Annotated in this window: 28 protein-coding genes and 2 pseudogenes; 16 read left to right on the forward strand and 14 right to left on the reverse strand. The window is 59.4% G+C overall.

The window, feature by feature from the left end:
- Window positions 1-39: 39 nt before the first annotated feature.
- Window positions 40-645, forward strand: coding sequence for a hypothetical protein (locus FA94_RS06115; RefSeq protein WP_156126544.1), 606 nt, complete (start codon window positions 40-42; stop codon window positions 643-645).
- A gap of 218 nt (window positions 646-863) precedes the next feature.
- Here the strand turns inward: FA94_RS06115 and FA94_RS06120 are convergent, their stop codons facing one another.
- A complete protein-coding gene (locus FA94_RS06120) occupies window positions 864-1,748 on the reverse strand; it encodes a LysR family transcriptional regulator (RefSeq protein ID WP_035547882.1) in 885 nt (294 codons plus the stop codon).
- A 124-nt stretch (window positions 1,749-1,872) separates the two neighbouring features.
- Here FA94_RS06120 and argC point away from each other — a divergent pair, with 124 nt between their 5' ends.
- Together argC and FA94_RS06130 are read left to right on the forward strand one after the other, a co-directional pair.
- Window positions 1,873-2,799, forward strand: coding sequence for an N-acetyl-gamma-glutamyl-phosphate reductase (gene argC / locus FA94_RS06125; RefSeq protein WP_035547884.1), 927 nt, complete (start codon window positions 1,873-1,875; stop codon window positions 2,797-2,799).
- 239 nt (window positions 2,800-3,038) lie between these two features.
- Window positions 3,039-3,575, forward strand: a complete 537-nt coding sequence (locus FA94_RS06130) for a hypothetical protein (RefSeq protein ID WP_035547887.1) — start codon at window positions 3,039-3,041, stop codon at window positions 3,573-3,575.
- A gap of 106 nt (window positions 3,576-3,681) precedes the next feature.
- Here the strand turns inward: FA94_RS06130 and FA94_RS06135 are convergent, their stop codons facing one another.
- From FA94_RS06135 to FA94_RS06140, 3 genes are all read right to left on the reverse strand, one after another.
- Window positions 3,682-4,077, reverse strand: coding sequence for a nuclear transport factor 2 family protein (locus FA94_RS06135; protein ID WP_035547890.1), 396 nt, complete (start codon window positions 4,075-4,077; stop codon window positions 3,682-3,684).
- A 401-nt stretch (window positions 4,078-4,478) separates the two neighbouring features.
- Window positions 4,479-4,646, reverse strand: a complete 168-nt coding sequence (locus FA94_RS38525; protein ID WP_156126546.1) for a hypothetical protein — start codon at window positions 4,644-4,646, stop codon at window positions 4,479-4,481.
- Between the two features lie 157 nt (window positions 4,647-4,803).
- Window positions 4,804-6,141, reverse strand: coding sequence for a hypothetical protein (locus tag FA94_RS06140; protein WP_035547893.1), 1,338 nt, complete (start codon window positions 6,139-6,141; stop codon window positions 4,804-4,806).
- 524 nt (window positions 6,142-6,665) lie between these two features.
- Between FA94_RS06140 and FA94_RS06150 the strand changes: the two genes are divergently transcribed.
- Both FA94_RS06150 and FA94_RS06155 read left to right on the forward strand, forming a co-directional pair.
- Entirely contained in the window at window positions 6,666-8,492 is a 1,827-nt protein-coding gene (locus FA94_RS06150) for a hypothetical protein (protein WP_081935724.1), read from the forward strand.
- Between the two features lie 26 nt (window positions 8,493-8,518).
- Complete coding sequence (locus FA94_RS06155; protein ID WP_035547901.1) at window positions 8,519-8,863, forward strand: hypothetical protein; 345 nt, start codon at window positions 8,519-8,521, stop codon at window positions 8,861-8,863.
- Window positions 8,864-9,281: 418 nt separating this feature from the next.
- On the opposite strand, the gene FA94_RS06160 is transcribed toward FA94_RS06155, so the two are convergent.
- Complete coding sequence (locus tag FA94_RS06160; RefSeq protein WP_051980391.1) at window positions 9,282-9,683, reverse strand: MerR family transcriptional regulator; 402 nt, start codon at window positions 9,681-9,683, stop codon at window positions 9,282-9,284.
- Window positions 9,684-9,784: 101 nt separating this feature from the next.
- Here FA94_RS06160 and FA94_RS06165 point away from each other — a divergent pair, with 101 nt between their 5' ends.
- Window positions 9,785-10,705, forward strand: a complete 921-nt coding sequence (locus FA94_RS06165; RefSeq protein WP_035547903.1) for an alpha/beta fold hydrolase — start codon at window positions 9,785-9,787, stop codon at window positions 10,703-10,705.
- 256 nt (window positions 10,706-10,961) lie between these two features.
- On the opposite strand, the gene FA94_RS06170 is transcribed toward FA94_RS06165, so the two are convergent.
- The gene (locus FA94_RS06170; RefSeq protein ID WP_035547905.1) at window positions 10,962-12,191 is read right to left on the reverse strand and encodes a sensor histidine kinase; all 1,230 of its coding nucleotides are present in this window, start codon (window positions 12,189-12,191) and stop codon (window positions 10,962-10,964) included.
- Window positions 12,192-12,465: 274 nt separating this feature from the next.
- Here FA94_RS06170 and FA94_RS06175 point away from each other — a divergent pair, with 274 nt between their 5' ends.
- A complete protein-coding gene (locus tag FA94_RS06175) occupies window positions 12,466-12,837 on the forward strand; it encodes a response regulator (protein ID WP_035547908.1) in 372 nt (123 codons plus the stop codon).
- A gap of 520 nt (window positions 12,838-13,357) precedes the next feature.
- Here FA94_RS06175 and FA94_RS06180 read toward each other — a convergent pair.
- Together FA94_RS06180 and FA94_RS06185 are read right to left on the reverse strand one after the other, a co-directional pair.
- Window positions 13,358-13,729 (reverse strand): hypothetical protein, encoded by a 372-nt coding sequence (locus FA94_RS06180; protein ID WP_035547911.1) that lies wholly within the window; start codon window positions 13,727-13,729, stop codon window positions 13,358-13,360.
- Between the two features lie 96 nt (window positions 13,730-13,825).
- Complete coding sequence (locus tag FA94_RS06185; protein ID WP_035549406.1) at window positions 13,826-14,209, reverse strand: hypothetical protein; 384 nt, start codon at window positions 14,207-14,209, stop codon at window positions 13,826-13,828.
- Window positions 14,210-14,451: 242 nt separating this feature from the next.
- Between FA94_RS06185 and FA94_RS06190 the strand changes: the two genes are divergently transcribed.
- From FA94_RS06190 to FA94_RS06200, 3 genes are all read left to right on the forward strand, one after another.
- Window positions 14,452-14,904 (forward strand): Hsp20/alpha crystallin family protein, encoded by a 453-nt coding sequence (locus FA94_RS06190; RefSeq protein ID WP_035547913.1) that lies wholly within the window; start codon window positions 14,452-14,454, stop codon window positions 14,902-14,904.
- Between the two features lie 24 nt (window positions 14,905-14,928).
- Window positions 14,929-15,336 carry an Hsp20/alpha crystallin family protein gene (locus FA94_RS06195; RefSeq protein ID WP_035547914.1) on the forward strand — a complete coding sequence of 136 codons (408 nt, stop codon included), beginning with the start codon at window positions 14,929-14,931 and terminating at the stop codon, window positions 15,334-15,336.
- Window positions 15,337-15,541: 205 nt separating this feature from the next.
- Window positions 15,542-16,105, forward strand: coding sequence for an Hsp20/alpha crystallin family protein (locus FA94_RS06200; RefSeq protein WP_035549408.1), 564 nt, complete (start codon window positions 15,542-15,544; stop codon window positions 16,103-16,105).
- Between the two features lie 81 nt (window positions 16,106-16,186).
- On the opposite strand, the gene FA94_RS06205 is transcribed toward FA94_RS06200, so the two are convergent.
- Complete coding sequence (locus FA94_RS06205; protein WP_035547917.1) at window positions 16,187-16,639, reverse strand: DUF2934 domain-containing protein; 453 nt, start codon at window positions 16,637-16,639, stop codon at window positions 16,187-16,189.
- Window positions 16,640-17,184: 545 nt separating this feature from the next.
- On the opposite strand from FA94_RS06205, the gene FA94_RS06210 reads away from it, so the two are divergent.
- From FA94_RS06210 to FA94_RS06240, 6 genes are all read left to right on the forward strand, one after another.
- Window positions 17,185-17,457: a CsbD family protein gene (locus FA94_RS06210; protein WP_035547919.1), complete on the forward strand. Its 273-nt coding sequence runs from the start codon at window positions 17,185-17,187 to the stop codon at window positions 17,455-17,457.
- A gap of 33 nt (window positions 17,458-17,490) precedes the next feature.
- Entirely contained in the window at window positions 17,491-18,027 is a 537-nt protein-coding gene (locus tag FA94_RS06215) for a response regulator (RefSeq protein ID WP_051980393.1), read from the forward strand.
- Window positions 18,028-18,236: 209 nt separating this feature from the next.
- Window positions 18,237-18,440 (forward strand): cold-shock protein, encoded by a 204-nt coding sequence (locus FA94_RS06220; RefSeq protein WP_035547921.1) that lies wholly within the window; start codon window positions 18,237-18,239, stop codon window positions 18,438-18,440.
- Between the two features lie 202 nt (window positions 18,441-18,642).
- Window positions 18,643-18,873, forward strand: a complete 231-nt coding sequence (locus FA94_RS06225; RefSeq protein WP_035547925.1) for a hypothetical protein — start codon at window positions 18,643-18,645, stop codon at window positions 18,871-18,873.
- Between the two features lie 382 nt (window positions 18,874-19,255).
- Complete coding sequence (locus FA94_RS06230) at window positions 19,256-19,831, forward strand: hypothetical protein (protein ID WP_035547927.1); 576 nt, start codon at window positions 19,256-19,258, stop codon at window positions 19,829-19,831.
- Between the two features lie 366 nt (window positions 19,832-20,197).
- Window positions 20,198-20,515 carry an H-NS histone family protein gene (locus FA94_RS06240; RefSeq protein ID WP_035547932.1) on the forward strand — a complete coding sequence of 106 codons (318 nt, stop codon included), beginning with the start codon at window positions 20,198-20,200 and terminating at the stop codon, window positions 20,513-20,515.
- 133 nt (window positions 20,516-20,648) lie between these two features.
- Here the strand turns inward: FA94_RS06240 and FA94_RS39855 are convergent, their stop codons facing one another.
- The 5 genes and pseudogenes from FA94_RS39855 to FA94_RS06265 all read right to left on the reverse strand — a co-directional run bounded on the left by FA94_RS39855 (window position 20,649) and on the right by FA94_RS06265 (window position 25,006).
- On the reverse strand, window positions 20,649-21,206 hold the full coding sequence (locus FA94_RS39855) for a GNAT family N-acetyltransferase (protein ID WP_051980395.1): 558 nt from the start codon (window positions 21,204-21,206) through the stop codon (window positions 20,649-20,651).
- Window positions 21,207-21,637: 431 nt separating this feature from the next.
- Window positions 21,638-22,489: an IS21-like element helper ATPase IstB gene (istB, locus tag FA94_RS06250; RefSeq protein WP_035547934.1), complete on the reverse strand. Its 852-nt coding sequence runs from the start codon at window positions 22,487-22,489 to the stop codon at window positions 21,638-21,640.
- Window positions 22,486-24,000: pseudogene (istA, locus tag FA94_RS06255) on the reverse strand (IS21 family transposase). Before istA ends, istB begins: the two are co-directional and overlap by 4 nt.
- A gap of 215 nt (window positions 24,001-24,215) precedes the next feature.
- Window positions 24,216-24,464, reverse strand: a pseudogene (locus FA94_RS06260) (tyrosine-type recombinase/integrase); the annotation flags it as partial.
- Between the two features lie 20 nt (window positions 24,465-24,484).
- Window positions 24,485-25,006: a sensor histidine kinase gene (locus tag FA94_RS06265; RefSeq protein WP_231584856.1), complete on the reverse strand. Its 522-nt coding sequence runs from the start codon at window positions 25,004-25,006 to the stop codon at window positions 24,485-24,487.
- Window positions 25,007-25,016: the final 10 nt, after the last annotated feature.

A 25,016-nucleotide genomic window follows, 5' to 3' on the forward strand; every position in this document is an offset into this window, starting at 1 on the left:
GCCTTTCTTTTTTACACCACCAGATCACATTCCCGAACGATGAAAATTTCCTTTTGCACAAAAGGCGCGCAGGCCGTCCTGTGCACCGCCATGATCTCGATGCTGGCAGCCTGCGGCCATTCCGCTCCGAGCGAATCCGATGCGAAACAAGCCGTTCAATCAGCGCTTGGAGATTGCAAATATATCGAGATATCCGATTTCAATCGGGTCAATGGCGTCCAGGGTAGCGATGATCAGCATTACCAGGTCGAAGTGCAGTACAACCTGACACTTGAAGCTGACAGCGACCAAAGGGACAAGCTTGAGGCGTGGGTGAAGAAGACGTCTGATCGCCAGGATTTAATCAACCAGGAAATGCAGATCCGCAAGGACGATTCGGACAACGGTAGAAGCGCAGCCGACGATCCGGCGCTGAAAGAAGACGACCAGAAACAGGCGGCGCTGTATCAGCAACTCGTGACGAGCTACGGCCCGAGAACGTTCCGCTCGGAATTCGACCAGGTCTGTCCGAACTTCCCAGGAGATGCAGCCCGTGATCTTTTCAACAAGGTCGACGGTCCTGGATTCGACGGCAAGAACACGCTTCAGTTTCACTATACGCTGGGCATGATCAAAACCGACAACGGTTGGCAGACGGATCGCTGACACAAGGAAGTTGTGAGCACGTCGCAAGAGGGCAAATTGCACATGGCAACCAACGGGCTCCGCAGGTATCGCAGGAGCCCTCTTTTTTTGCTCCCAATGGCAGGCACCGACCCAATTCGGTCTGTCAAATTTCTACAAACCGGCCATTCGTTCGTCGTGGCGTGCAATAGGCTACTGTCCCATCGCGAGAACGAACCGAAGCGACAAATGGCAAATTCCTACGCCAATCGCAGATCCCACAACGCATCGAGTACATGTTGCGTGGAACGCTCGACATGCCCCGCACGATGCGCAATGCCGAGCCGACGCCACAACGCTGGACGCAGTGGACGCATGACAATGCGCCTGTCGGGTAATGGCGTAGTGGCCTCATGAGGCAACAGCGCCGCGCCATATCCTGCCGCTACCAGACTCTTGATCGCATCGTTGTAGTTGAGCTGAATGCGCGGCGCGGGATGGTGCCCTCCGGTCGCAAACCACTCCGCAGTCAGACGCGAGAGACGCGTGGTCGCATCATTAAGAATGAGAGGTTGAGCGGCGAGCCATTCAGGCGTAATGCGAGCCGGACACCGCCAATGCGCCGGCACAAAGGCCATCACGGGGTCGCGGCGCCAAGGCCTTATCACGAGTCCAGCCGCCGGAGGCTGAGGCAGTGCGACCAGTCCAACATCCAGCGTCCCATCCGCCAATCGGGTTAGCGTTTCATGCGAGGTGAGTACCGCGATCTGAATATCGATAGCGGGATGGTGCTCACGCAGCACTTCGAGCGCTTGAGGCAACAGGTTCGCAATCGCGCCGGTCGATGCTCCGAGCCGAACGCGTCCGACAAGCCCTTGAACCTGGCGGTGAACATCGTCTAACGCCTGTTCCGCGTCGGCCAGCAGTCGACGCGCCCGCTCGACCAACAACTCGCCTGTTGCCGACGGCCGAACATGTCCACGCTTGCGCGACAGGAGCGGAGCCCCGATGCGCTCTTCCAGTTCAGCGATGTGGAGGCTGACCGTCGGTGGAGCCAGATGCAACGCACGCGCCGCGTCGGCGAATGAGCCACGGTCGGCAATAGCGACCAGGGTGCGCAAACGGTCCAGGCTGATCTCTCGCATGTTTTCGTCCAGATTCAGAAAAACTGAATGTCCACGTCATGAAATTCAACTTTCGCTATTCTAGCGGTGCGCGGAAGATAACAGGCTCGTTCCACTTGTTACCAGTCACCGGAGTAGTCCGCGCATGAGCTCTCCCCTTGTTTTCATCGACGGCGACCAAGGCACCACCGGGTTGCAAATTCACGAACGGCTTCGCGACCGGACCGATCTGAAACTTGTCACGCTTCCCGCGGCGGAACGCAAGGATTCCAAGCGTCGCGCCGAAGCCATCAACGCCTGTGACATCGCCATCCTCTGCCTGCCCGATGGCGCCGCGCGCGAGGCGGTGGACGCCATTGTTAATCCTGCCGTCAGAGTAATCGACGCAAGTTCGGCCCATCGCACACAGCCGGACTGGACATACGGATTTCCGGAAATGACTCTGGGACAGGCTGAGCGCATTGCGAACGCACGTCGGGTCACCAATCCAGGTTGCTATCCGACCGGTGCAATTGGCTTGCTGCGTCCCCTGCTGCACGCCGGGCTCATACCAGGCAACTACCCGGTCAGCATTTACGCGGTGTCTGGTTACTCCGGACGCGGGCGTGTCGGCGTCGAAGAACACGAGGGGCCGGGTGCTGTCAACGCACCGTCGTACCAGGTATATGGTCTGGAGCTCGCGCACAAGCACACCCCGGAGATCCAGCAGCACGCCGGACTCGCGCAGCGTCCGATTTTCGTCCCTGCGTATGGTGCGTTCCGCCAGGGCATCGTGCTGACGGTGCCCTTGGATGTGCGGCTGCTGGCACCCTACGTAGACGGCGGCACGTTACACGCGTGCCTCGCACGCCACTATGCCGAGGCGGCCCACGTACATGTCTTGCCGCTGCACGAATCGTGCGTCTTAAAGCAGCTGGATCCGCAAGTACTGAACGGTACGGACGATATGCGCTTAAGCGTGTTTCCTAACAGGGAACACGGGCACGTTCTGCTATCCGCGGTTTTCGATAATCTCGGCAAAGGCGCAGCCGGCGCTGCGGTTCAGAACCTGAACCTGATGCTCGCGCAGTAATGGTGGCCGATGGCCTACGCTAATGTTTGGCTGCACCTATATGCTAACGATTGTTGGCAATCTGGTCGTGGCCGTCGAATGTCTCATACTGGCCGAACCCGTTCCGATGCTGAATGGGTCACCGATCCGCCGTAGGCCGCCTAGCGTCGGGCTCAGGGCGTGAAGCGGTCCTTCAGATTTCCCAACAGCGGCCGTTCACCAGTATGAAAAGTACATCTCTCACATCAAACTAAACGACAATGAACGCGCAAGAGTTCGACGAGTTGTTCGAAGAAACTGTCGTAAGGCGGCTGGAGAACGAAGGTTTTAGCCCCGAAGGAAAAAGCCTGTACATGGTGGACGGCGTCTGCCAGTTTGGGTGGATACGTGGCGGCGGCCGACTTTTCCAAGCGGGAGCGCTCGCGCATGTTGTCGTCTTCCGGCATAGTTTTCTGCGTGGTAAGTCAGGAGCGCTTCACACAGACGCGCCGCATGCCACCGGCGACTACCCGTGGATATTGAGCGGGGAAGATCTGGTGGGGAGTACGCCGATCGATTGGTGTTTTGAACCATCCCGTTTAATGACGCCTCCATACGGCTGGCTCAACTATGAGACCGTATCAGCGGACCAAGTCGTGGCCTCGTTGGACGCTCGACGGGTTGCCCTGCTCGACTATGTTGCATGGGCCCGTTCATTGAGCCTGTCCGAAGCGCACATTCAAGTCGCCAAGCATGCGAAAGACTATTGGATTGCTCGCGTGTGGGACGAGGACTATCGGACGATCTTGAAACGTTGACGGTCGATGCAGTTTGTCAACGATCAAGGCGTCCGTGTTGGTTGGCCGTTCTTGGCCGGTTCGCGGCGGTGGGTTAGCCCGCGCAACGCTGGCGATACGCGGTCATTTACCCGATGCGCTCGACAAGATGCGCACGATTGACGGGGGCGGCATATGACTCCGGCCAATATTCAACGATGCGATTGATTTTGCCGGCTTCGACTGAGAAAAACGATATGGCTCGCGCGGTCATAGATCCATCGGTAACCGTCACATCGGATACTGCTTCGCTAACCGTGTTAGCCACGACTCTGTTCACGGTGAAACGCCACGGACCCTGCGCCGGGTACTCCGCGTTCATCTGTGCAAACCGGGCGGCACCACGGATCCGTTCGTTCGACTGGGGCCAATCAAGGATAAATTGCTCACCCAACACCGCCTGCACGGATCCAAAGTCGTTTGAACCCATGAGCGCCCAAAACTCGCGGATGAGCACCGAGATATCGTTAATGTCTTCTGTCATCGTTGCTGCGTTCGGCAAATTGAAGGAGTTGTGATCTGAGATTGTCAGCGATTCCACTGTCTGTGTCGTGTAACGTCCGGCGCAACGCCCCCCGCTAGGACTTCCTTTATCAAATCAATGGCATGGCTATCGACCGTTGCTCCGCGATGCTAAGTGACGAATTTAATGCGCCCGCAGGCGAATTGACGAGTTTATTTCGTTTGGACTGTAAATAAACATGTCAACTCGTGCCGTGGCACTCAGCCCGTACAAGCATTCCGGATTGACGGATTTATTGCGTACTACGATTCGCGAGAAGGTAGGCTCCGACCTTCCAGTTACATCTAAGGCGCGAGAGAAGTCCAGAATGGCTCGGGTAGTGATCTCTCGCAACGTTCTTGCTCAATTTGCGCTAAACGGACTTACAGGATTTTCCAGATTGAATGTATTTCACGCAACTGGCGTTCACGGCAGAACGCAATTGTGACCGTGCATTGTTCTTCGCGGCCGAACATGCCGCGTGAAATTTCAGCTGTTTCGTGATTTGAACCTTCGCGGTTCTGGATGCGCCGAAATCTGACGAGGGACATGGCGCCTGTCCATTTACGACGCTCGCTGTTCCTTGAGCGTACGTGCTGGCGGCTTCGGCATTGGCTGTCGATGCAAATGCGACGCAAAGCAGAATTAGGGTTGAGGTTTTCATGACGCTCCGTTGGTTGGATGGTTAATAAGTGCTATCCAGCGTTGTTAGTGCGATGCAACCGGTGCTGGAGTTGTTGATGGGGCCGGAGGGACGGGCGGCGGATCGTTAATATAGTCAGCGTTGGCAAAGCTAATTGACCGGATCTGAGAACAATCGGCGCGCATGACAACCAGATCGGTCATGAGTTGCCATTGGTAGACGAACGCTTCCGGAGGGAACGTCAATTGCTCCTGATAGGTGTACTCACTGCTCTGGGTGTAGGTTGCGTTCACCGTAAGTCCGAACGTTTGCGTCATCGAAAGCGAAGCCGAGGCATTTTCGACCGCCCACTGGGCACCAACCGACACGCTTGCTTCGATCGAAGTCGTTGACTCGAATGTGGTCGAGTCTTCTGCCGTCACGCCCTGGTCATATGTGACCGTGATCTGTCCGCCTCCCGTCGGCGAGATAACCCTGTAGCAAAGATAATACGGCTGCGCCGCCACAAAATAAAACGGCGAGTTATACGCCTGATCCGGGAAGTCACTATCCGCCGGGATCATGTTGAATGGAACAATAAAGGCGTTGCTCAGACCTGCGTCGGTCCTTTGCTGTGTGACCGGCTGTGCCGTCGGTGATGGTTGCGGCGGCTGTGGGAAGTCAAAAGTTACATCCAGAAACGCTGCCGGCAGGTTGAGCATGTAGGCCTGCTCGGTGCTGTAAGTGTATCCAAGCGGCGACAACAATATATTGCCCTCCGGGACCTCTGCGATTGCCTTCAGAGTGGTAGCTGACGCCTCGACATCGCCATTGTCGTCCCACCCATATCCTGAGTCGTTCCATACGTTCTGCTGAGCGACCTTGAGACAGAGATCTTCGCGGACACACCAGTAGTCTTGCGTCCGGGGCATGTCCGGCGAAAAGCAGATTCCCAGAGCTACGTACCCTGGGGGCGGATCGAGGCGGTAATAGATCACCTTGTTCGGATTGTCTGACCCTGCGTCATCACACAACCAGGTGAACGAAACAGGGTGGGCGAGTGCGGGTTGCCCGTTGGGGGAAGGCGCGCCTGTCGGCGACAGAAAGAAGGTGGGCGGCGCAGGTTGGTACCTGACCGGGTCGTGACCGTCCATGGTTATCCATGCGTCAGGACGCATGAGATCGCCCACGGGCAAAATTTCATTTGGGACTGGATGTGGTGTCGGGATTGGCTGCATCGGGTTGAAGCGATAGAACACTGGCCCGTGGGTTTGGATCCCCAGCGCAAAGGCTGCCCAGAAAGGAGCGAACTCAAGGCTGCTGCTCAAGGAAAGCGCAATCTCGCCATAAGCGACCCGTTCTTTTTTCCAATCTGTATTTTTGATGGCAGCGATCAGGACTTCATTCGCCTTTGATTCGGGCATGTGGTCTCCAAATAATGATGTTTCTATCCAGACTATCGCGATCAGGGTGTGCTGCCGCTCGACGGAGCCGAACTGTCTCGACCTGCGTTTGCCTGCAATGTGGCACGAAGCCTGATCGCCAACCGACCTGACTACTCGTCGTCTGTGTCTGCAGTGCCCACCTCTTCCGTTATCGGCATCCGGCGTTCGCTACTTGAATCAGTGAAAGACGGCTTTCATGCTCGGACCGAGGGCACCCGCGTCCGCTTGCTGGCGCAGGCCATTTCCAGCCCGGCACGGTTCACGTAACGCTGCGGTCAGCACGAAATGCAGCCTATCCACAATGTGACCAGCCATATCGATGGAATGACTGGGGCTTACTGTGATGGCGTGGCACTCATGTCATGACGTCTTTGACCTGAAATCTCAGACACAGGCGATTAACCAAGAGACCCTCATGCAGAAGCCGGGAGAGGCGGCTAAAATAGCGCCGCAACATCGGTGACCGCGACATCGTTTCCCGCCCATAAAAATATCGACAACCCATGCCCGCAAAAAAACCCCGCTCAGCTTCGTCCGGCGCAAAGAAGGCGACCGCACTGGCACCGGCGACCAGCATGAGCGGAGCACGTACAGTTCTTGATGTCGTTGAAGAGTTGATGCCGGACGGTTCGCATTCGAAGCTGCCGAACGAACCTGTTGACCTACGCGTCTATCGCACGCTGCGATTGATCGTGCCGCCGCGCTGGCCAGCAGACATGTTTGCGGTCGCGGCGACGTTGATGGAACTCTCGGGGTGCTACACGGAAGCGTCCCTCGTTGGCAATCATCACGCGGCTCACGACACATACATCGATGAAGTAATGCGTGCGGCCAGGAAGTGGCGCACCTCGGGCGTGTGCCCGAAGGAAGTGGAAATCTGGTGGTACGACCTGATCGCCGTCCACGGCTCCGTGCCGCTGACCGCGCTCACAGCGGATGCGCCCTATAGCCCCGCGGTCGCGACCCTGATGCGGCTGCTTGCCGTTGCCGACGAAGCATCGGCGGGCGTCGGATGGATGAAAAAGGAAACGACCAGAATGACATTGCGGGCGTCCGTGTCGTTCCTCGATCTCAACGCGAAAAAAGGTGCGACGCTACCCTACGTCCCTTATTCGCTCTGTGAGCGGGTACCGCCGTCCGCGGCAACGGTGCTGCCCAAATCACTGACGCCATCGGTGGGCTGTACGGTGCGCGCCATGAGCCACCACCTGGCTCTGCTGCCGCCAGCCACGGTCGTCGAATCGGAATGGGTCTTGCCCGACAACGTACCGACCGACGAAACCCCAATGCGACTGCTTGTCATTCCTTACCCGTTCCGGGTAGATGACGAGAGTTTTGTCGCCTCGGGTCCCATGCGGGACATGAAGCATGGCGCGAAGATGCAGCCGTATTTCACGCTGAACCCGACCTGGCTGAAGAAGCCGAAGAGAGTCACGGCTCGGATGATCCGGGACCAGCTGATTGCCCCGATGGTCGGGCAGGCAGTGAGCAAGTTCGGCAAGAACGCCATTGATGGTGTGCTTTTCCCCGAATGCGCTCTCACGGAGAAACTTGGCGACCAGCTCCTGGACGAGGTCGCGCGCCGGCCGATTCCTGGCCTCAAGTTCCTGATTACCGGAACGATGGCTGCAGGAAAGCCGGGCAGCGAAGCGAACGATGGCACGCCGGGCCGGAATCGCGCGAAGACCATGGTCTTCGCCCAAAACCAGACGACGCCGGCAGAGCGCGTGCTTTACGGCAAGGCGCACTCAAAGCATCACCGATGGGCACTCGACTGGGACCAGATAAAGCGGTACGGCCTGACAGGTATTCCTTCGCCCCACCCGCTCAAGGTATGGGAACATATTGCGGTAGACAACCGGCGATTGCCTTTTCTCGCGCTGCGCAATGATCTCTGCATGACGGTGCTGATCTGTGAAGATCTGGCTCGCGCCGACCCGGCGATGGCCGTGATCCGGTCAGTCGGCCCGAACCTGGTCATTGCATTGCTGATGGACGGCCCGCAACTCGCGGTTCGCTGGCCGGGGCGCTACGCGACCGTGCTTGCCGAAGATCCCGGGTCATCTGTCCTGTCGATTACATCGGCGGGAATGGTCGACCGGTCCAACCTCGGCGAGCGCAGCCCGGCACGCGCGATCGGCTTGTGGCGACACGATCAGGGCTCCAACACCGAGCTCTATCTCCCCGAGGGACATCACGGCCTTGTATTGACCCTACAATCAGAAGGTGACAGGCAATACTCCCTCGACCACCGGAGCGATCTTGACACAACCCGGCGGTGGAAACTCAAAACGGTAACTCCGCTTGCGGTGCAGGCCGATTGGCTCTAGTCTGAGCGGATGGAGAGGGTAAACCTATGGCAACCAATCTTATTAAGGCTCGACACGGCGTATATGGCCGCAAGCCCACCGACCAGGAGCGCGAACAGTTGGAGCGGTTCGCCCGCGATTACGTGGCTTCGAGCGCGACCCATTCGGAAGCGGAGGCCAAAGCGCTCAGACGGCTGACAAAAAAGATGCTCACCGATCCAAAGGTCGCCGGGGCGCATGTCAAGCAGTTTCGGTCTGAGGGTTTCAAGGAACCAATCGGAGGCAGCGCCAAGGCGCACTCCGATGGTTTTCGCAAGAAGGCTGCGGCCCCGGACAATCGGGGCGTCAAGCGGCCAGCGAAGTCCGCTGGACAGACTCGCCCCAAGGCCTGAGCGGTCAGCCGCCGTCCCCGGCGGCTTTTCTCTGGCATCGCTCAATCCTGATAATCGTCGGCCGAAGTAAGCGCCTCGTGCAGCAGCGGCGATTCGCTGCGGTTGCGCGGTGCGGACACGAACGGAGCGAACACATTGCAGTGACAATCGCAGTAGGCCACCATCTTGCAGCCCTTCACCCGCTTGTGACCGCTGAAGCCCAAGTTGTCGCCGCCCTTTTTGGCCGCGCTCGTGGTTCTGGTCTACGACTGTCAGTAGGGTGGAGCATTGGCCGAGCGCACGTTTCGGACGACGGGCCGTCTCTAACCGACCCGAACCGGTCTTCCACCTTGCCAAGCCGAACGTCCGATCAGCACGCGAAAGCCGGCGTGGAATGTACCGGTTCCGACCGCCGTATCTCGTCGGGCGGTGGCCATTCTCACGGTGTATCAACGGTGTAACTTGCGCGAGCGTTTAGCTGCAATGACTCATTGGTGTCGATCGCATGGAGCAAGCTCGCGACGATTTGCCGGCTTTCACCAAGGTGGCTCAGCTTGGCTTCGAGCTTTTCGGCTTCGTGCCGCAATGCAGCCCGTACTTCGGCACACGGATGAAAAACAGGCGCAGCGCCAAGAACGCAGGGTAGCAACATCCGAATGCTGCTGATCTTCAATCCGGCCGAACTGAGCACATGAATACGGTGCACCGCATCGATCTCGTCGGGACCGTAATCGCGGTAGCCCGAATCGGTTCTCTTTGGTTTGAGCAGACCTTCATGCTCGTAATAGCGCAGCATTCGCTCGCTAACGCCGGTGCGGCGAGCCAGTTCTCCGATACGCATCACTATCCCCGAAAGTACGCTTGACCTTGACAGCGGTGTCAGAGTTTAACCTTTTTCGACCGGCTCATAGCGCCGGCCACACCATGCGTCGAGGACCATTCATGACATTGTCAACCGATACGTTTGACGGAACGTTTCCGTTTGCGCCGCGCTTCAGCAGCGTCGCCGGCTTTCGCATGCATTACATCGACGAGGGACCTGAGGATGGCGAAGTCGTCCTGTGTCTCCATGGGGAACCGACGTGGGCTTATCTGTTTCGCGAACTCATACCGGCACTATCAGGAAGCTACCGTCTGATCGCGCTCGACCATATGGGCTTCGGCAAAAGCGAAACGCCAGCGCATCGCACCTACTGGCTACAGGATCATATCGACAACCTCGAAAAGTTCGTCTTGGCCCTGGACCTGAGCGATATCACTCTCATCATGCACGACTTCGGCGGCCCTGTCGGTATGGGACTCGCCGCGCGCCATCCCGAGCGCATTCGCCGAATTGTCTCCGTCAACGGTCCGACGCCGTTCGGTCAGACAACGCTATTCGACCGGCTGGACGCGAATGCAGCAGTCTCGCCGTGGTTCCGCTGGATCGCACGCGCCGAGTCGGAAGGCCGCCTCGAAGCCGTGCTCGGAGAACTGGGCTTCAATATCCTGAGTACCTTGAAGCTCAATGGCTTCGAGAACCATACGCGCATCAACAACACATGGTTGAGTGCTTACGGCTCGCGTTTCGCCATACCGGCCGACAGTGCGGGAGCGATCGGCTGGGCCAAAGGTTTTGCGCTTGGAGCGCATCGTTTCGAAGCGCCTGACGCGGCAGCAGTCGACGCGGTCCGGTCGAAGCCGGCGTTAGCCATTTGGGGCGATGCCGACCGCACGCTGGCACCAGAGCATTTTCTACCGCTATTCAGCGAGCTATTTCCTCAGGCGCCTGTTCATCGGCTTGCTGGCGTTGGTCATTACAGCTTCGAAGACGCGCCGCAAAAGATCGCCGAGCTAATCGCAGCATTTCTAGAAGCGCACTGACGCGCCATGGCAAGCAATGCGACGCCGCCCATCTACACGGCGTCGATTGTAGAAGTCACGCTTTGTGCCCAGTTGCAGACAGTCGAGTTGGAAGGCCGAAGGTCCCTTCCTGGCCGCGTGCTGCCCGATGCGACCGGCATACGTCGGCCGCAACATTCCTCGAGCACCGTCGGCGGCTGTGCGTCGATGGCCTGGATCAGGTTGACATCTCTGTTGCTGGGAAACCACCAGGGATCGTTAAAGACATCTCTCACGTTCAGTGGTTCGAGTCCTGGGAAGCCTCATTCCGGAGGGGAAAGCGGATATCAAAGGTCGTGCCGAGCCCTTGGCGGGTCTCAAAGCGAATCCTGCCGTCGAGTACCCGGCAAAGCTCCTTGACGATCGCCAGTCCGAGGCCCACGCCGGGTATATCGTCGCCCGCGGCCCGTTCGAATTCGTCGAATACGCGGACCCGGTCCGCGGGCGCAATGCCTACCCCTGTATCGGCAACGCGCAGATACCAGCTGCTTTCGCCGTAGCCGCCCATAGCCAGCTCGATTTCGCCGGTTTTCGTGTACTTGGTCGCGTTTGACAGCAGGTTCAGCGCCACCTGCTTCACCTTGATGCGGTTCGACAGCACCGTTGCCACGTCCGCTTCGAAGCGGGTAGACAGGCGTAACCCCTTCGCCTCGATAGCGGGTCGGCAGGACGTGACCAGCTCATCAAAGAGTTCACGCAGGTCGAACGGCTCGACTGCGAGCGGGGTGCTGTCGCCGAGTACCACCGAATATTCGACCATGTCGTCCACCAGTTGCTTCATGTCCGCGGCCTGCCGGGTGGCTAGCGCGAGTCCGGCTTCCGCCTTCGACGGCGCACGCGAAATCAATTGAAGCGCAATGGAGAATGCATTCAGAAAATTGCGCAGATCGTGCACCACACTGCGGGTAATCTGCATGCGCGATTCGTACAGTTCGCTCACGAGCCGCTGCTTCAGCGTCAGTTCGTGGTTTGCCCGCTCCAGACTACCGGTGTATTCATCAATTTTCCGGTCGCGCTCGGTGACCGCTTCCCGGATGGACGTGACGGTGACGATGCCAAGCGCTTCATCGATCAGCCGCCGGGCGCGCCCTTCGTGGCGCCTCGTGAATGCGCTGTTCGATTCCGCGAACATCTCAGCCGCGTCAGCCAGCACCTGTCGGAACAGGTCCAGTTCGTGGACCAGTTCATCGATGCGATAGCCCTGTTGCCAGCGGACCTTTCCATGTGTGCGGGCGTCGCGTTCGATTGCCGGCTCCGCCTGTTCGAGGTCCTGCGCGTCAAGCGCGGTACAGATCCCGTCCAGGATTTCCGGCAGATGATCGGCGAGCTGGGCGTACGTTAGCTTGTCGGCCTCGACAAGGCCTGCATCGCCGAACACCGCTTTCATCCATTGTTCCATCAGGGTGGTCCGTTCCCGACGCAGAAACGCAGCAAAATTGCGAAGCGGCCCTGCTTGCGTGTCAGTCATATTTCGTGTTCGCGGAAAAGTATTGGGATGTAACGGAGCACGTGGTGCCACAGCATGTGTCAGGCATTTCCTGAGATGGGTACAAGGCAATGGCCACCGACTTTGACGCGGCAAGGGGAAGACCCCAGTCCCTCCCCTCGCCAGAGAGCGCCCCGATGTGGTAGGCCGTGTCGTTGCGTTTCATTATCCTTCAATCGAGTTGCTGGAACATACCTTGCTGGCAAGGGCACGCGTCAGACAGAAGCGAAAACGCATAACGCCGGGCCAAAGTCTCATGAAATCTATTCTGCTTGTCGACGACGAACCCGACCTGCTCGCGGCATGGCATCTGATACTGAGCGCAGAGGGGTATGACGTGCGCTGCGCCGCCCATGGTGCGCAGGCGCTGGAAGCGATACGGGAACGCCTGCCGGACCTGGTTATCACGGACTGGATGATGCCCGTGATGGGTGGCGCCGAACTGTGCCGCCGTCTGCGCGCGCAGCCAAACCTGGCCCAGGTGCCCATCCTCGTGCACACATCGGCTCCGCCACCGGTGAATGAGGCTCACGCTGGGGGTAACGCCTGGGATGCCTGTCTTCAGAAGCCGGTCCCGATGCAGATTTTTCTCACCACGGTAGGACGGTTATGTGCAGGAACTGGATAGTTGACCACGCGTGCGAGGTCGATTTCGGGACGGTCTGACCGGCGGTGGTCGGACGCAGTCCTCGACGAGGTGCCCGCCCAGTCCTGCAATCGCGTTGTAACACGGGGAACGACGGCTCAGGAGACCATCCATCTGGCCGCGAGCGTCGCACTGCGATGAGCTTCGGCCCTGCCGCTCACCTCGCGCCTGAAATCCGGATCTGATGCCTCGTGAACCGACGGATAACAGCGCCTCTGCATCTGGCCGGCATGCAGCGCATGCCATAACCTGGGATCGGCATTGCGGCGACTCGATGACCGGCCACATCAGCCACTCTGGGCAGACTCGGCGGCGGCATGTCTTTTCAGGTCCGCAGCGACGGCTCCAGTCGCGATGGAGCGTATCCGGACCAGGGCAACGCCCTCACCGAGTGGCCGGTTGTCAGCCGGCAATCGCAGTGCCGGAGATGATTGCCGGCTCGAGGAAAAATACGCCGGTCGCGACGTGAACGTGATATCGGCCCGACGTCCCGCACCTGCTGTCAATAGATCGGAAATACAAAGTCCGGCGTCGGCGTAAACCGGGTGTCGGTACCCGGGCAGATGACTCGTCCCCTGACCGCAACCCGCTGGCCCAGGTAAGGCAGCAGGAGCAAAGGCTCGGGTACGCCCGCCATACCGAGCACAATGTCGGTGACGACCTTGTCGTTACACGGCGAGGTTGACGGACGGTCCAGCCGCAGCGTCGTATAGTCGCCCGGCGCGTACTGTCCGTGGCCCCGCTGGATCGTGCCCGTGATCCAGATGTCCTGTTGCGACGGCAAGGTCTTCAAGGGTGGCTCAGCCGCTGCAGCCGCCGCCGGGCTGGCAGCCAGAATGGCCAACGCGAGCAGTGCCCTTGAGCGCTGTTTCATGATGCTGTTCCCATCTGACGTGTTGGTTCTGAACCCGGGCGTACCCGGCGAATCAACTCAGGTCCGCCGTTGCGCCGCAGCGCAATAGCCGGGCAATCAGTGGATCGGCGGCACAACGCCCAGTTTCTCGGCGAGCATGCGCTCGTAGACGCCGAAGTGCAGGTCGACTTCCTCCTGGCTGACCGTCGTCACGGTGACGTTCACCTGTTCCGTCGGCAGGCCGAGCACCACCGACATCGCCGCTTCCAGTTGCGGCGCACAGACGCTGTCTTCCACCACGGTTGTGCCGACGGCTATATCGTAGATCTGATCCGGCTGGAAGACGATCTCGACCAGCCGCGCGCGCGCACTCATGTTGTTGTCGATTGCGAGCCTCACGACCTCCGCAACGCTGTGCATTGTTTCGGTCGGAAAGCCTCTGGTCGAGCGTAGCCGCACACGGTGCCTTCCCAGCGTGAGCCAGTCAGAGCCAAACTCCATGATGTCCTCCATGAGATCTTTCGATGCGTTCGACAATAGGCGCCCGTTCAAAGATTTCAAGCCCAAAAAAATTTCAATATTCCCCCTTGAAGTTTTCGCTGGAAGGCCTATTTTGGATTTCGCTCAAGCAGACGCCGTGTTTTGGCGCGCTGCGTGTTTCGATTTGTCTGCCAGCAGCTGGCAGGCGGACTGGAGCGCATAGGCCAGTTCGCCTCCATGCAGCATTCACGGAGGATACGACCATGAGTGATCTCTATTCCGGAACCGACCTGTTTAGCGAGTTCGACCGTCTGCAACGCCAGATGGCCAGCCTGTTCGGCGGCCTTCCATCCAGCATCCGTTCCGGCAATGCCGGCGCATTCCCGCAGATCAATATCGGTGCGACCGACGACTCGATCGAGATCGTCGCGTTCGCGCCGGGCATCGACGCCGCCGCGATCGACCTGTCGATCGACAAGGGGCTGCTGACGATTGCCGGCGAGCGCAAGCCGGCACTACCACACGCCAGTGGCGACAGTCGCGACGACGTTCGCACCTACGCGCAGGAGCGCTTCAGCGGCGCATTCCGGCGCGTGATCGAACTGCCGCAGAATGCGGACCCCGACAAGGTGCAGGCGCGCTACACGAACGGCTGCCTGTCGATTACCGTGGGCAAGCGCGAAGCGTCGAAGCCGCGGGCCATCACCGTCCAGTAACGCCAGTTATTCAAGGAGCAAGCCATGAACGACAGGACACAGGTTGCTGAACGCGACCGGCAAACGGCAGCACGACGCGAGGGGGAGCAGCAGGCGCGGCGGATGACACTTACCCCCGCGGTTGATGTATTCGAGGACAGTCAGGGCATCACACTGTGGGCGGACCTGCCAGGCGTCACGAAAGAGAGGCTCGAGGTGAGAGTGCACGACGGCAATCTCTATATCGAGGCCGAAGCGATCGTACCGACACCTGCCAGTCTGCGGCTGCAGCACGCCGAGATCCGCGAACCGCGATTCGCGCGTGCGTTCTCGCTGAGCCCGGACTTCGACACATCGAAGATCGACGCGAACCTGCGGGACGGCGTGTTGAGACTGACCATTCCGCGCCGCGACGAAGCAAGGCCGCGACGCATCGAGGTGCAGACAGGGTAAGCCCGGACGATCAGCAGCGATGACGGGCAAGAATTGATGGCGGCCCTGAGGCCGCCATCACCTGCGCCGTGGAAGCGCGAATGCAGAACTTAATGGAAAAATGGTGGCTCCTCGCGAGGCGCAGCCCCGCCACGCAAGCAGAAACTTTGCACTGTGGGCCCAGATGGATATCCAGTTTTCCTGTCAAACCATCGAGGTGAATACGATGAATAACGACCTGAAAAAGTGGAACCCCTTCAAATTCATTCGCGGGTCAGTAGGCAAGTCCGGCACGGACGGCCCTGACACTCAGACAGCCAGCGAGCAGGGGCGCGCCACATGGCCTGACATTCAGCGGCTTTTCTCGCGTGATTCCCTGCGTGCGATGGAGGATTTCTTTCTCGATCCGTTTGCCGTGCGCGGCACGCTCGAACGATGGTTCGGCGACTTCAGCTCATCGCGTTTCCAGCCGCGCATCGATGTGGTCGACGAAGGGAAGATACTGCGCGTGACCGTGGAGCTGCCGGGCATGGAAAGGGACGATCTGACGATCAGCGTTGAGGACGGAGCGCTGGTGCTGCGCGGCGAGAAAAGACAGGACGTGCACAGTGAGGAGGACGGCTGCTATCGTCTGGAGCGCGCTTACGGAGCCTTCACGCGCACGATACCAATGCCTGAAAACGCCGATGCTGACCATACCCTCGCAAAGTTTGACAAGGGTGTGCTCACCTTGACCGTACCGAAGCATGAACCCTTGCGATCCGCCAGCCGCACGATCGATATTGGCTAGCGTTGTGCGGCCACGTTGCGGTTGCGAAGTGAAATGATGGGTAGGTGATCGCCGCGGGTTAAATCAATGGCCTTGTGGCGATCATTGCGCCTCGAAGTCGCGAATCCGGTGCCAGTATTCGTCGGCACGCCCCTCAGGACTTCCATCCTGAACCCAGAGTACATTAGCCCGCTCCCGCAGATGCTGCTCCAGCGCGCGATGCCAGTATTCCTCTGCACGTCCGGCAGGGCGCCCGTCCTGTTCCCACAGAAAGTAGGCGCGCTCGCGAACGCTCTGCTCAAGGCCCAATTTCGTTTCCGAACTGCTCGCCACGTCATCGCCGTAGGGAGCCATCTGGCCGCCCCGGCCGATGTGGATTCTGGCGGAAAGGCTCTGGAGTTCTGCGTCGGATACCAGGCGGCCGTGGGCGGCTGCCTCAAGAGCTTTTGCCTCGTAAGCCGCGTCGTCCGTCTCATCTTCCGCTTGTCCGAGCGTGATGGGATAGGTGTGAATGACAGCGCCACTGCTGTCCAGTACATCGACCAGTCGCTCCATTGCTCTTGCCCCAGTTTCCGCGGCCCGATCGTTGATTTACCTACCCTTCCCACGGTGCGAAGGAGCGGCTGCAACGTGAGCGTTGAACAGGCCAGAATTGCAACGCCTCCCGAGACCTTACCATCATTTGTCGATGCTGCGGGGCGGACCGGCGAGGCGCTGCGCAGGGGACCACGTGTCAGGCAGACCATCGTGCCGGAACGCTGGCTGCCGATGCATGCCCGCTGATCGCACGGTACCCGGGACGGCTGGCGGAGGCGGTCCTTTTTCAGGTCACACGACGCGTCTGAACCTGCGCTGCGCCCGCTGGCTTCCTTCTTCATCGCCCGCCGAGCGGGTGATCGCGATGAGCCGCGGTTGCCGCTTCCTTCTTTTCTGTCGGGACTTCTCATTTACCGTCCAATCATTCGCTGATAGCGGGGCCGGGCCTGGTTCTTGCGCGCTAGTGAAGACGCGAGTGTCGTTGCGACAGGTCGGCCTGCCGGCGAGACTGCGAGCCTTGCTGTTTCATCGCTTGAAAAATGTTTAGCTTAACGGAGCATCGAATGGAAACGGAAAAGGCAGAAGGTGCGATCCAGGAAGTAGCTGGCAAGGTTCAGGGCGCAGCCGGCGCGCTGGTCGGCGACTCTGCGGCGCAACTGGCGGGAAAGGTGCGCGAGCTCTCCAGTAAGGCGCAGCAGGTTCGCGCCGACGCCGCGAGCGCAGTGCGCGAGACAGCAGCCACGAATCCCTTTATGACGCTGGCAGCGGTTGCGGCCATAAGCTTTGTGGCAGGTGCCATATGGCGTGCCGGTGGACCCAGGTGCAATGACAGGTAAGCAGTCCTCGCACATGACGCAGTCTAGGAGCCCATGATCTTCATACACGCCAGCGCTTACGCCTCGGCGTCGGGAAACCATGGGTACGTTACAAAACCGATTGCGGTTAAAGCAATTCAAGCCGGCGAAGGTCGTCGCGTGCGTCAACTTGAACGCTCCGCACTGCACTTTCGCCAGCCGCACTTTTCGCCTCCTATGCGCAAAAAGCTTCTGCTTGCGGACGACGACGTCAATGCAATGGCAGCAGTCGCCGTGTTTTTCGAGTCTCACAATTTTGAGGTGCGCACCGCCACTGACGGCATCACCGCGCTCCGGTGGTTCTCAACCTGGCAGCCCGACGCGGCCATGCTCGATATCGACATGCCGGGCGCCAGTGGATATGAGGTGGCGCGGCATGTGAGGACCACCGAGCGTTCAGGCAAACGGACACTACTCGTTGCGGTCACGGGAGAAATGCCGCCACGCGAGGTCGCCGCCAGATGCTATCAGGCTGGCTTCGATCTCCACGTTGCGAAGCCAGCCGACGTGAAGGCACTCGCTGAATTCGTCATTCTGGGAATCGTGGGCTGAATCTTTCCCGGCTACCTTGAGAGGGCGAAGGACGAAAAGCGTTGACATTGTTGCCCGGTCACTATACTGTGGCTCTCGAAATATTCAAGAAGCTCGATTGCTGATCACCATTTTCCGCCTTGTCTGCGCGGTACTCGTTGTCCTCTCTTCTTCCTTGAAGTTTTTGTCGCTCCGCAACGGAGCTGTTATTTTTATTTCAGGGAATTCTCATGGATACCGGTACTGTTAAGTGGTTCAACGATAGCAAAGGCTTTGGCTTCATTACTCCTGACGCTGGCGGCGACGATCTCTTCGCTCACTTCTCGGAAGTTCGCGGCGACGGTTTCAAGACGCTCGCAGAAAACCAGAAGGTGACCTACGAGACGAAGCGCGGCCCGAAGGGTATGCAGGCCGCGAATATCTTGCCGCAGTAACGTATTTCAAGGGCCGGTAGACCGGCCCTTTGCTTGTCTGCCTGACTAGTATCCTCGCGGAGCCGTGCGCTCCCGATCTGATCGCCGTTGTTTCACCGCGCGCATCATTTGTCTTTCCGACACGATCCCCGTCTCGCCTTATTTTCAATTTATTTCGCTTGTACGATATATATGTCGTACGGGCGTCGCCCGGTTATTGCTTATGCAAAATAATAAACATCTCCACCACTACAACGGTTATTCAGTCTCCCCTTCTGCACATCGGTTGCCGGACGGCTGGTTTGCCGCCAACCTTCTGCTCGTCAGGGGTGATGCCCTTGAGGCTGATCCTGTTTCCTACAAGTTCCACGCGCTCGACTATTTCGATAATGAAACGCAGGCCCTGGGACACGCTACGACCTGGGCGCGTGACTGGGTCGACAGTCGCGGGTAGTCGGCAATACACTTGCATCGTAGCCGCAAGATGGACGGCGATCGATGATCGACGAGCCGTGGGCGCAGACCCCGTCAGACCGCAACGATACACAGCAAGAGCACCTCTGCCTGCATGAACTGATTTCATTGCGGCGACACCGCTTGGCGCCTCGCCAGTAGGCCGGTGGAGATGGGCGCGCAGGATGCTCACCGCATGATGCGAGAAAGCCCGTCATGTCTGTCACATCAGCGCCAATCATACTGCTCACACAACGTCGCGATGAAGCGCCCCAAGGCTGCTCAAGCTTGCGCCCGCCAGAACGTCACTCAACCGGATCACGGGATCCGGTCGCCTGATCGACACAACGCTATTCCCGTCAATCGCAATACAAGGAGCAGAGATGGCGTTATTGATCATGCAGGTCGCGGTAAGCGGGGAGCTGGTCGAGATTTTCGAAATGCCGGTTGATGATGTCGACGGCCACCGGATGCTCGCTGCCGCCAATGAGGACGAACGGGTGATTCATCCCTCGGGACAGGCGCTCGAAGACGGTGAGGTCTGGATTGATCTGATCGACGGAGATGGCGAGACGCTGTTCGACCAGGTGGCATGTTTTCACCGGGCGGATGCTTCCGACGCGCTTCAGATTCATTTCGGCATGAATGTCGATGTCGTGAGAGATTGCCTCTCAAAGTCGAACATCGCATCGCTCCATGCAAGGCACCGTCTGGCAGCCCAGGCCTACTTCCGCAAGGTTGACCGTCTTGTCGATTGCTCGCTGGTAGGTTCGAGGCTGAGCAATCGCCGGCGTGTCGGCGACGCCAGTGTCATGGACCTCGTGATAGAGCTTCGCAGGCGGCTGGACGGTGTTGTCACCCAACTCGCACTGAGCGAGCTGCCGACGCCTGTGCAGGCCGCAGCACAGCAGCTGAAAGACGCGACCAAGAGCTACGTGGGTGCGGTGCAGAGCCTGTGAAGCAGCCGACTGAGCTGTATTGTGGAATGTGAAGAGACGGTATGCAGAGAACAGTGAACTATCGCGGGTTTGAGATTGATGTTGACCTGGTGCCGACTTCCGAAGACATGTATGACGCGTGGTTTCGCATACACGGTCCGACCCCCGCCCCGGGAGTATCGGCGCTAGGGCTGCGTATCAAGGTTCGCGGCGGACCGTTTTCCCGCCGTTGGGCTTACTTCGTCGCGGAGATCGCCGGTCAGGCGTCAATCGACGTCATCCTCGGCCCTGGCGAATAGTCTGAAATCGGCAACGCGACGAGCGGTCCTGTCTGTCGCGTGCGAATCAACGAAACACCGGCCACCGATTTGAAAGGAAACAGGTTTCATGGATGAACGCAAGCGGGACAGCATGATTGCCTATCTCCGGCACCGCATGGAGGACTTCGGCATCAGCCCGGACGATCTGGCCACCGCACTCGCGGTCGTACCGGAAGCTGACCGCTACCGCAGCGCGAATGGCGATAGCTGGAGCGGCGAAGGGGCTATGCCTCATTGGCTGAAGCAGGCCACTAGCGCCGGGCAATCCATCGGACACTTCGAGCGATCGTCGGGGTCAGTGATCAGGCCGCCCTCGCAGGCGGGCGGAGACTGGACGAACGATCCCTTCGCAGGCAGTCCACTCGCGCGGCTGAGCCCCGGTTAGTTAGATCCCGCGTGCCTGACGGTTACCTGAGCCGTGCGTTAAGCGAAGAACCGACGTCTGAGCGTTCAATTGGGCGGCCCGTGGAAGGACCGTAGATGGCCGCACCCGGTCTGACACGTCGGAGTTGCAAACATTACTCCCCCTCGACGGTACCGGACGTGCTGGAGAATATGTAGCAATCTCTCGCCAGATTCCCGAACGCAGGAAGCACTAACCATTTCCGTAACGTCCCCTCGCACTCAAATCCAAGTTTCTCCAGAACGCGGCGCGAGCCCGTGTTTTCAACATCACAGACTGTCCAGATTCTTTGGATGTTGGGCGAACGCCAAAGTGCCGAAACAGCGGCTCGGCCAGCCTCAACTGCGAGTCCGCAGCCCCAGAATCGCTCGCCGACTCCAAAGTGAATTTCGGTTTTGTGTCGCTCGGGGATCACAACGAATAGACCCATCGGCTCGTCGTCGTCTCGTGTGCTAATGACCCAGGCAAAAGGCGCGTCGCTTTCATCCCAAGCCGTAATGCACCACTTTTCGAGCATCGCTTCAGTGTGGGCGACGTCCTTATGGGCATGCCGTTGAAGGAAGCGTGAGCAATTCTGGGCTCCCGTGTAATTCTCGAATAGGACAGATGCATCACCTTGTCGCGCTCGACGCAAACATAGGCGCTTTGTCAGTAGCTCAACTCGATCTTCCATCCTGTTCTCCTGCGAAGCGCCGACTCTTAAAGCTCGGATTGTCGCCAATTTGGAGAAGGCTGTCGAACGTCCCTTCGTGGCCGGTCAGCGTCCAACCAGCCGACCGTGTGGCGCGACAATCTGGATGAGAGACGCGCGACAATCAAGTTGAGAATGTCGCGGCAGAAATGATGATGCCGATGTTGATTGACGCTGGCAAGCGTTTATTGATTGACGTGCGGCGTTGATTGACGCGGGCGAGTGGGTGTCGCGCGACAATCAAGCTGAAGCGATCAGTCGATGAGGATTGCTGTGTAATGGTGACGCCGCAGGTATTCTGGCTGCACGACAATCAGATGAGAATGTGGTGGCGTGGAAGGTGAATCCGGGGTTGATTGACGCCGGCTAGCTTTGCCTGCGAGCCGCGCGTCAATCAGGATGAGAACAGCGGGTCATTCGGTGAGGTCGATGCCGTGCTGATCCTCCTGTGTCGGTGGCACGCCAACGTTCTTTGGTGTCGCTCGACTGGCCGGGCGTCCCGGTCCCTGCTGCTTGCGCTGCAGGGCAGTACGGCGACGGTAGCTTTCGACGTTCAGCTCAAAGATGGTCGAGTGATGGACCAGCCGGTCGACGGCGGCCACCGTCATGGCCCGGTCGGGGAAAACCTTGTCCCATTCGCCAAACGGCTGGTTGGCCGTTATGCAAAGGGAACGGCGCTCGTACCTGGCGCTGATGAGCTCGAACAGCACTGACGTCTCTGCCTGATCCTTGCTGACATATGCGAAATCGTCGAGGATGACCAGGTCGAAGCGATCCAGCCGCTTGATGGCGGACTCCAGCGCGAGCTCGCGGCGCGCGACCTGCAACCGTTGCACGAGGTCGGTAGTGCGAGCGAAGAGGACCTTCCAGCCCTTCTCCAGCAGGCTCAGTCCGATGGCCGACGACAAGTGCGATTTGCCCCCTCCGCTAGGCCCCAGAAGAATCAGGTTGGTGCCGTTACGCAACCAGCCGTCGCCCGCGCAAAGCGCCGAGACGTGCGCGCGCGACACCATTGGCACCGCGTCGAAATCGAAGTTCTCCAGTGTCTTGCCCGGCAGGAGCTTGGCGTCCCTGAGGTGACGATCGACTCGGCGTCGATCGCGCTCGGCGATCTCGTGTTCGGCCAGCGCCATCAGCAGGCGCGCTGCCGGCCAGCCTTCCGTGTCGGAGCGCTCGGCAAAGCTGGACCAGATCTGCTTGATGGCGGGCAGCCGCAAATCGTTGAGCAGCAGCGACAGGCGGGTGGCGTCGATGTCGAGATTCATGCCGTCACCTCCGTTGCCATGTCAAGCAGGGCTTCGTAGTCGCTCAGCGCGGCGAGCTGGATGTTCACCTCTGGCATGCTGCTCGTCGGCTTCGCTTCGAAGCGCGAACACAGTGCGTCGAGATCGGGTAACCGTCCATCGTCCAGGCACTGTTGCAGCGCCTTGGCCAGTTGGGCTTCGCAGTTGTGCTCGTGGGCCAGGCTGAGCAGTTCTACCATGGTCCTGCATGCCTGACGCTGCGGGAGCTACTCGAGCAGGCGATCGAAGCTCAGTCGATACGCCTCGCGCGGAAAGATCTGATCGCGGTAGACCAGGTTGAGCAGTGCCATGGGCTTGCGGCGCAGCGCGTGGATGACGTGCCGGTAGTTGATGACGTGGCCGTGCTTGCCCTTGGGACCCGCACGGCCGCGCTGCAGTGTCATCAGGGCCGTACTGCCCAGAAACAGCTCCAGCCGGTCGTCGTACAGGCGCACGCGCAGGTGATGGCCGATCAGCCGGGACGGGACGGTATAGAACACCTTGCGCAGGACGAAGCCGCAGGTGGTCGTGACGTACACGCGCGTTTCCTCGTAGTCACACGTACGCTGGGCCGGAAGCGGCTGAAGCAGTGCCCGCTCGAGCTCAATGCGTTTGCCATTACGCGCGTTGATTCGACCGACGATCTCGTCGATGAAGCGGCGATAGGAACCGAGATCGTCGAAGTCGTGACTGCCGCGCAGAAGCAACGCATCACGCACTGCGCTCTTGAGGTGGCCATGAGGGCTCTCGATGGAGCCGTTCTCGTGGGCAACGCCACGGTTGTTGCGTGTGGGCTGCATGCCGTAGTGGGCGCACAGCGCATCGTAACGCGTGGTCAGATCCTTGCGCGCGTCGGCATCGAGATTGCGGAACGCCGCCGACAGGCTGTCGCTGCGGTGCTCGCGCGGCGCGCCCCCGAGTGCCCAGATGGCGTTCTGCAGCCCTTCGGCCAGCGCGACATAGCTCTCGCCGCCGAGAATGACGTGAGCGTGCTCAAAGCCCGAGCAGGCCAGCCGGAAGTGATAGAGGCGGTGGTCAAGCGCGACACCCGCCACGGTGACGCCCAAGCTGTCCATCTCGGTGAAGTCGGACAACCCGAGACGACCGGGTTCGTGTACCTGACGGAACATAACGTCATGCTCCTCGCCATGGAGTGCGCGCCAGTCCCGAATACGGCGCTCCAGTGTGCGGCGCACGTTGCCCGGAAGGTCGGGATGGCGCCGAAGCATCTCGTCCAGTACGGCTATCGGCCGGATGCCGGGAGCGCACTGGAGCAGCGGCACGATCTCTGTGTCAAAGATTGCCGCCAGGGGATCGGGACGGCGACGCGCACGTGGTGCCTTCTTCTTCGATGGCAGTCGCCGGTCCTGATCGATGCGATAACCCGTGGCGGCGCTGAACCCGGCGCGCGCAGCCGCTTGAGCTGGTCCTTCCTTGAGTCTGTACTTCATGAAGAGCCTCATCTGATGGTCGTTGATGTGTCGGCCGGGCAACTCAGCCTCCCTTCGCTACATGGAAGAGCTGTTCATACCCGATTTACCGCGACCACCGACAAGGCACCCCGGCAGCGGGGCGGACTCCTCGGCGCGGCGTTGCGGCAGCGGTTCTGGGCTACGCCCTCCACCGCTGCCGCAACGCCAGTACTCTCATCCTGATTGACGCACGGCTCTCATCTTGTTTGACGCGCGGCACGACCGGCTGGGAGCGGTCAAACTTCGGTCTGTTCGGCCATTTCGAGCGCGTCGTCAACTTCGATACCGAGATATCGGACGGTACTCTCCAGCTTGGAATGGCCAAGTAGCAGCTGGACGGCTCGCAGGTTTTTCGTGCGTCGGTAAATCAGTGACGCTTTAGTGCGACGCATCGTGTGTGTCCCGTAGGCTGTGTCGTCAAGACCGATCGATTTGATCCAGCGATGGACTATTCGTGCGTACTGTCGGGTCGAAAGATGCGGCGAACCGCGAGGGGCCATACCCGTCATGCCTTCAAAGCAAATCGCGGTAGGGTAATGGTGAAGACGCAGCCGGCGCCTGGCACATCGCGGACGCTGAGAATGCCGGCATTTGCTTCAACGTAGCGCCTCGCGATTGAAAGACCAAGTCCCAGTCCTGTTCTATCCTCGCCATTCTGCGTAAACGGCACAAACATTCTTTCTGCATCACCGGGCGGCAGACCACCGCAATGATCCTTCACATCGATCAGGATATGATCAGACAGCGCGTATACATCCAACGCCACTTCGGTGCGATGCTGCGTAAATTTGAAGGCGTTTTGGAGCAGGTTTCCCAACGCCGAATAGAGCTGGTCACGGTCGCCACTGATAGCAAGCCGCGTGTCCACAGCGGAAACTGTTAGCACGCAACCGCGAATCTGGGCAGCAAGTTCAGCGGCATACTTCACGTCAGCTATGAAATCCGCGACGGAGAACAGTCCGGACTGTGCTGAAACACCGGTTGCCGTACGAACCTCCTCAAGGGAGTGCCTGATTAAATCGCGCAATCCATCCAGG

The sequence above is a fragment of the Burkholderia sp. 9120 genome, from assembly GCF_000745015.1.
Lineage (GTDB): Bacteria > Pseudomonadota > Gammaproteobacteria > Burkholderiales > Burkholderiaceae > Paraburkholderia.

Bases quoted from the DNA above. Each gene is read 5' to 3' on its own strand.
- FA94_RS06210 (WP_035547919.1), top strand. From the start codon at position 17,185: ATGGAAACGGAAAAGGCAGAAGGTGCGATCCAGGAAGTAGCTGGCAAG.
- FA94_RS06155 (WP_035547901.1), top strand. From the start codon at position 8,519: ATGGCAACCAATCTTATTAAGGCTCGACACGGCGTATATGGCCGCAAG.
- istB (WP_035547934.1), bottom strand. From the start codon at position 22,489: ATGAATCTCGACATCGACGCCACCCGCCTGTCGCTGCTGCTCAACGAT.
- FA94_RS06115 (WP_156126544.1), top strand. From the start codon at position 40: ATGAAAATTTCCTTTTGCACAAAAGGCGCGCAGGCCGTCCTGTGCACC.
- FA94_RS06240 (WP_035547932.1), top strand. From the start codon at position 20,198: ATGGATGAACGCAAGCGGGACAGCATGATTGCCTATCTCCGGCACCGC.
- FA94_RS06165 (WP_035547903.1), top strand. From the start codon at position 9,785: ATGACATTGTCAACCGATACGTTTGACGGAACGTTTCCGTTTGCGCCG.
- FA94_RS06225 (WP_035547925.1), top strand. From the start codon at position 18,643: ATGCAAAATAATAAACATCTCCACCACTACAACGGTTATTCAGTCTCC.
- FA94_RS06220 (WP_035547921.1), top strand. From the start codon at position 18,237: ATGGATACCGGTACTGTTAAGTGGTTCAACGATAGCAAAGGCTTTGGC.
- FA94_RS06175 (WP_035547908.1), top strand. From the start codon at position 12,466: ATGAAATCTATTCTGCTTGTCGACGACGAACCCGACCTGCTCGCGGCA.
- FA94_RS06190 (WP_035547913.1), top strand. From the start codon at position 14,452: ATGAGTGATCTCTATTCCGGAACCGACCTGTTTAGCGAGTTCGACCGT.
- FA94_RS06150 (WP_081935724.1), top strand. From the start codon at position 6,666: ATGCCCGCAAAAAAACCCCGCTCAGCTTCGTCCGGCGCAAAGAAGGCG.
- FA94_RS06230 (WP_035547927.1), top strand. From the start codon at position 19,256: ATGGCGTTATTGATCATGCAGGTCGCGGTAAGCGGGGAGCTGGTCGAG.
- FA94_RS38525 (WP_156126546.1), bottom strand. From the start codon at position 4,646: ATGTCCCTCGTCAGATTTCGGCGCATCCAGAACCGCGAAGGTTCAAAT.
- FA94_RS06180 (WP_035547911.1), bottom strand. From the start codon at position 13,729: ATGAAACAGCGCTCAAGGGCACTGCTCGCGTTGGCCATTCTGGCTGCC.
- FA94_RS06140 (WP_035547893.1), bottom strand. From the start codon at position 6,141: ATGCCCGAATCAAAGGCGAATGAAGTCCTGATCGCTGCCATCAAAAAT.
- FA94_RS06185 (WP_035549406.1), bottom strand. From the start codon at position 14,209: ATGGAGTTTGGCTCTGACTGGCTCACGCTGGGAAGGCACCGTGTGCGG.
- FA94_RS06170 (WP_035547905.1), bottom strand. From the start codon at position 12,191: ATGACTGACACGCAAGCAGGGCCGCTTCGCAATTTTGCTGCGTTTCTG.
- FA94_RS06215 (WP_051980393.1), top strand. From the start codon at position 17,491: ATGATCTTCATACACGCCAGCGCTTACGCCTCGGCGTCGGGAAACCAT.
- FA94_RS06135 (WP_035547890.1), bottom strand. From the start codon at position 4,077: ATGACAGAAGACATTAACGATATCTCGGTGCTCATCCGCGAGTTTTGG.
- argC (WP_035547884.1), top strand. From the start codon at position 1,873: ATGAGCTCTCCCCTTGTTTTCATCGACGGCGACCAAGGCACCACCGGG.
- FA94_RS06195 (WP_035547914.1), top strand. From the start codon at position 14,929: ATGAACGACAGGACACAGGTTGCTGAACGCGACCGGCAAACGGCAGCA.
- FA94_RS06205 (WP_035547917.1), bottom strand. From the start codon at position 16,639: ATGGAGCGACTGGTCGATGTACTGGACAGCAGTGGCGCTGTCATTCAC.
- FA94_RS39855 (WP_051980395.1), bottom strand. From the start codon at position 21,206: ATGGAAGATCGAGTTGAGCTACTGACAAAGCGCCTATGTTTGCGTCGA.
- FA94_RS06160 (WP_051980391.1), bottom strand. From the start codon at position 9,683: ATGCGTATCGGAGAACTGGCTCGCCGCACCGGCGTTAGCGAGCGAATG.
- FA94_RS06120 (WP_035547882.1), bottom strand. From the start codon at position 1,748: ATGCGAGAGATCAGCCTGGACCGTTTGCGCACCCTGGTCGCTATTGCC.
- FA94_RS06130 (WP_035547887.1), top strand. From the start codon at position 3,039: ATGAACGCGCAAGAGTTCGACGAGTTGTTCGAAGAAACTGTCGTAAGG.
- FA94_RS06200 (WP_035549408.1), top strand. From the start codon at position 15,542: ATGAATAACGACCTGAAAAAGTGGAACCCCTTCAAATTCATTCGCGGG.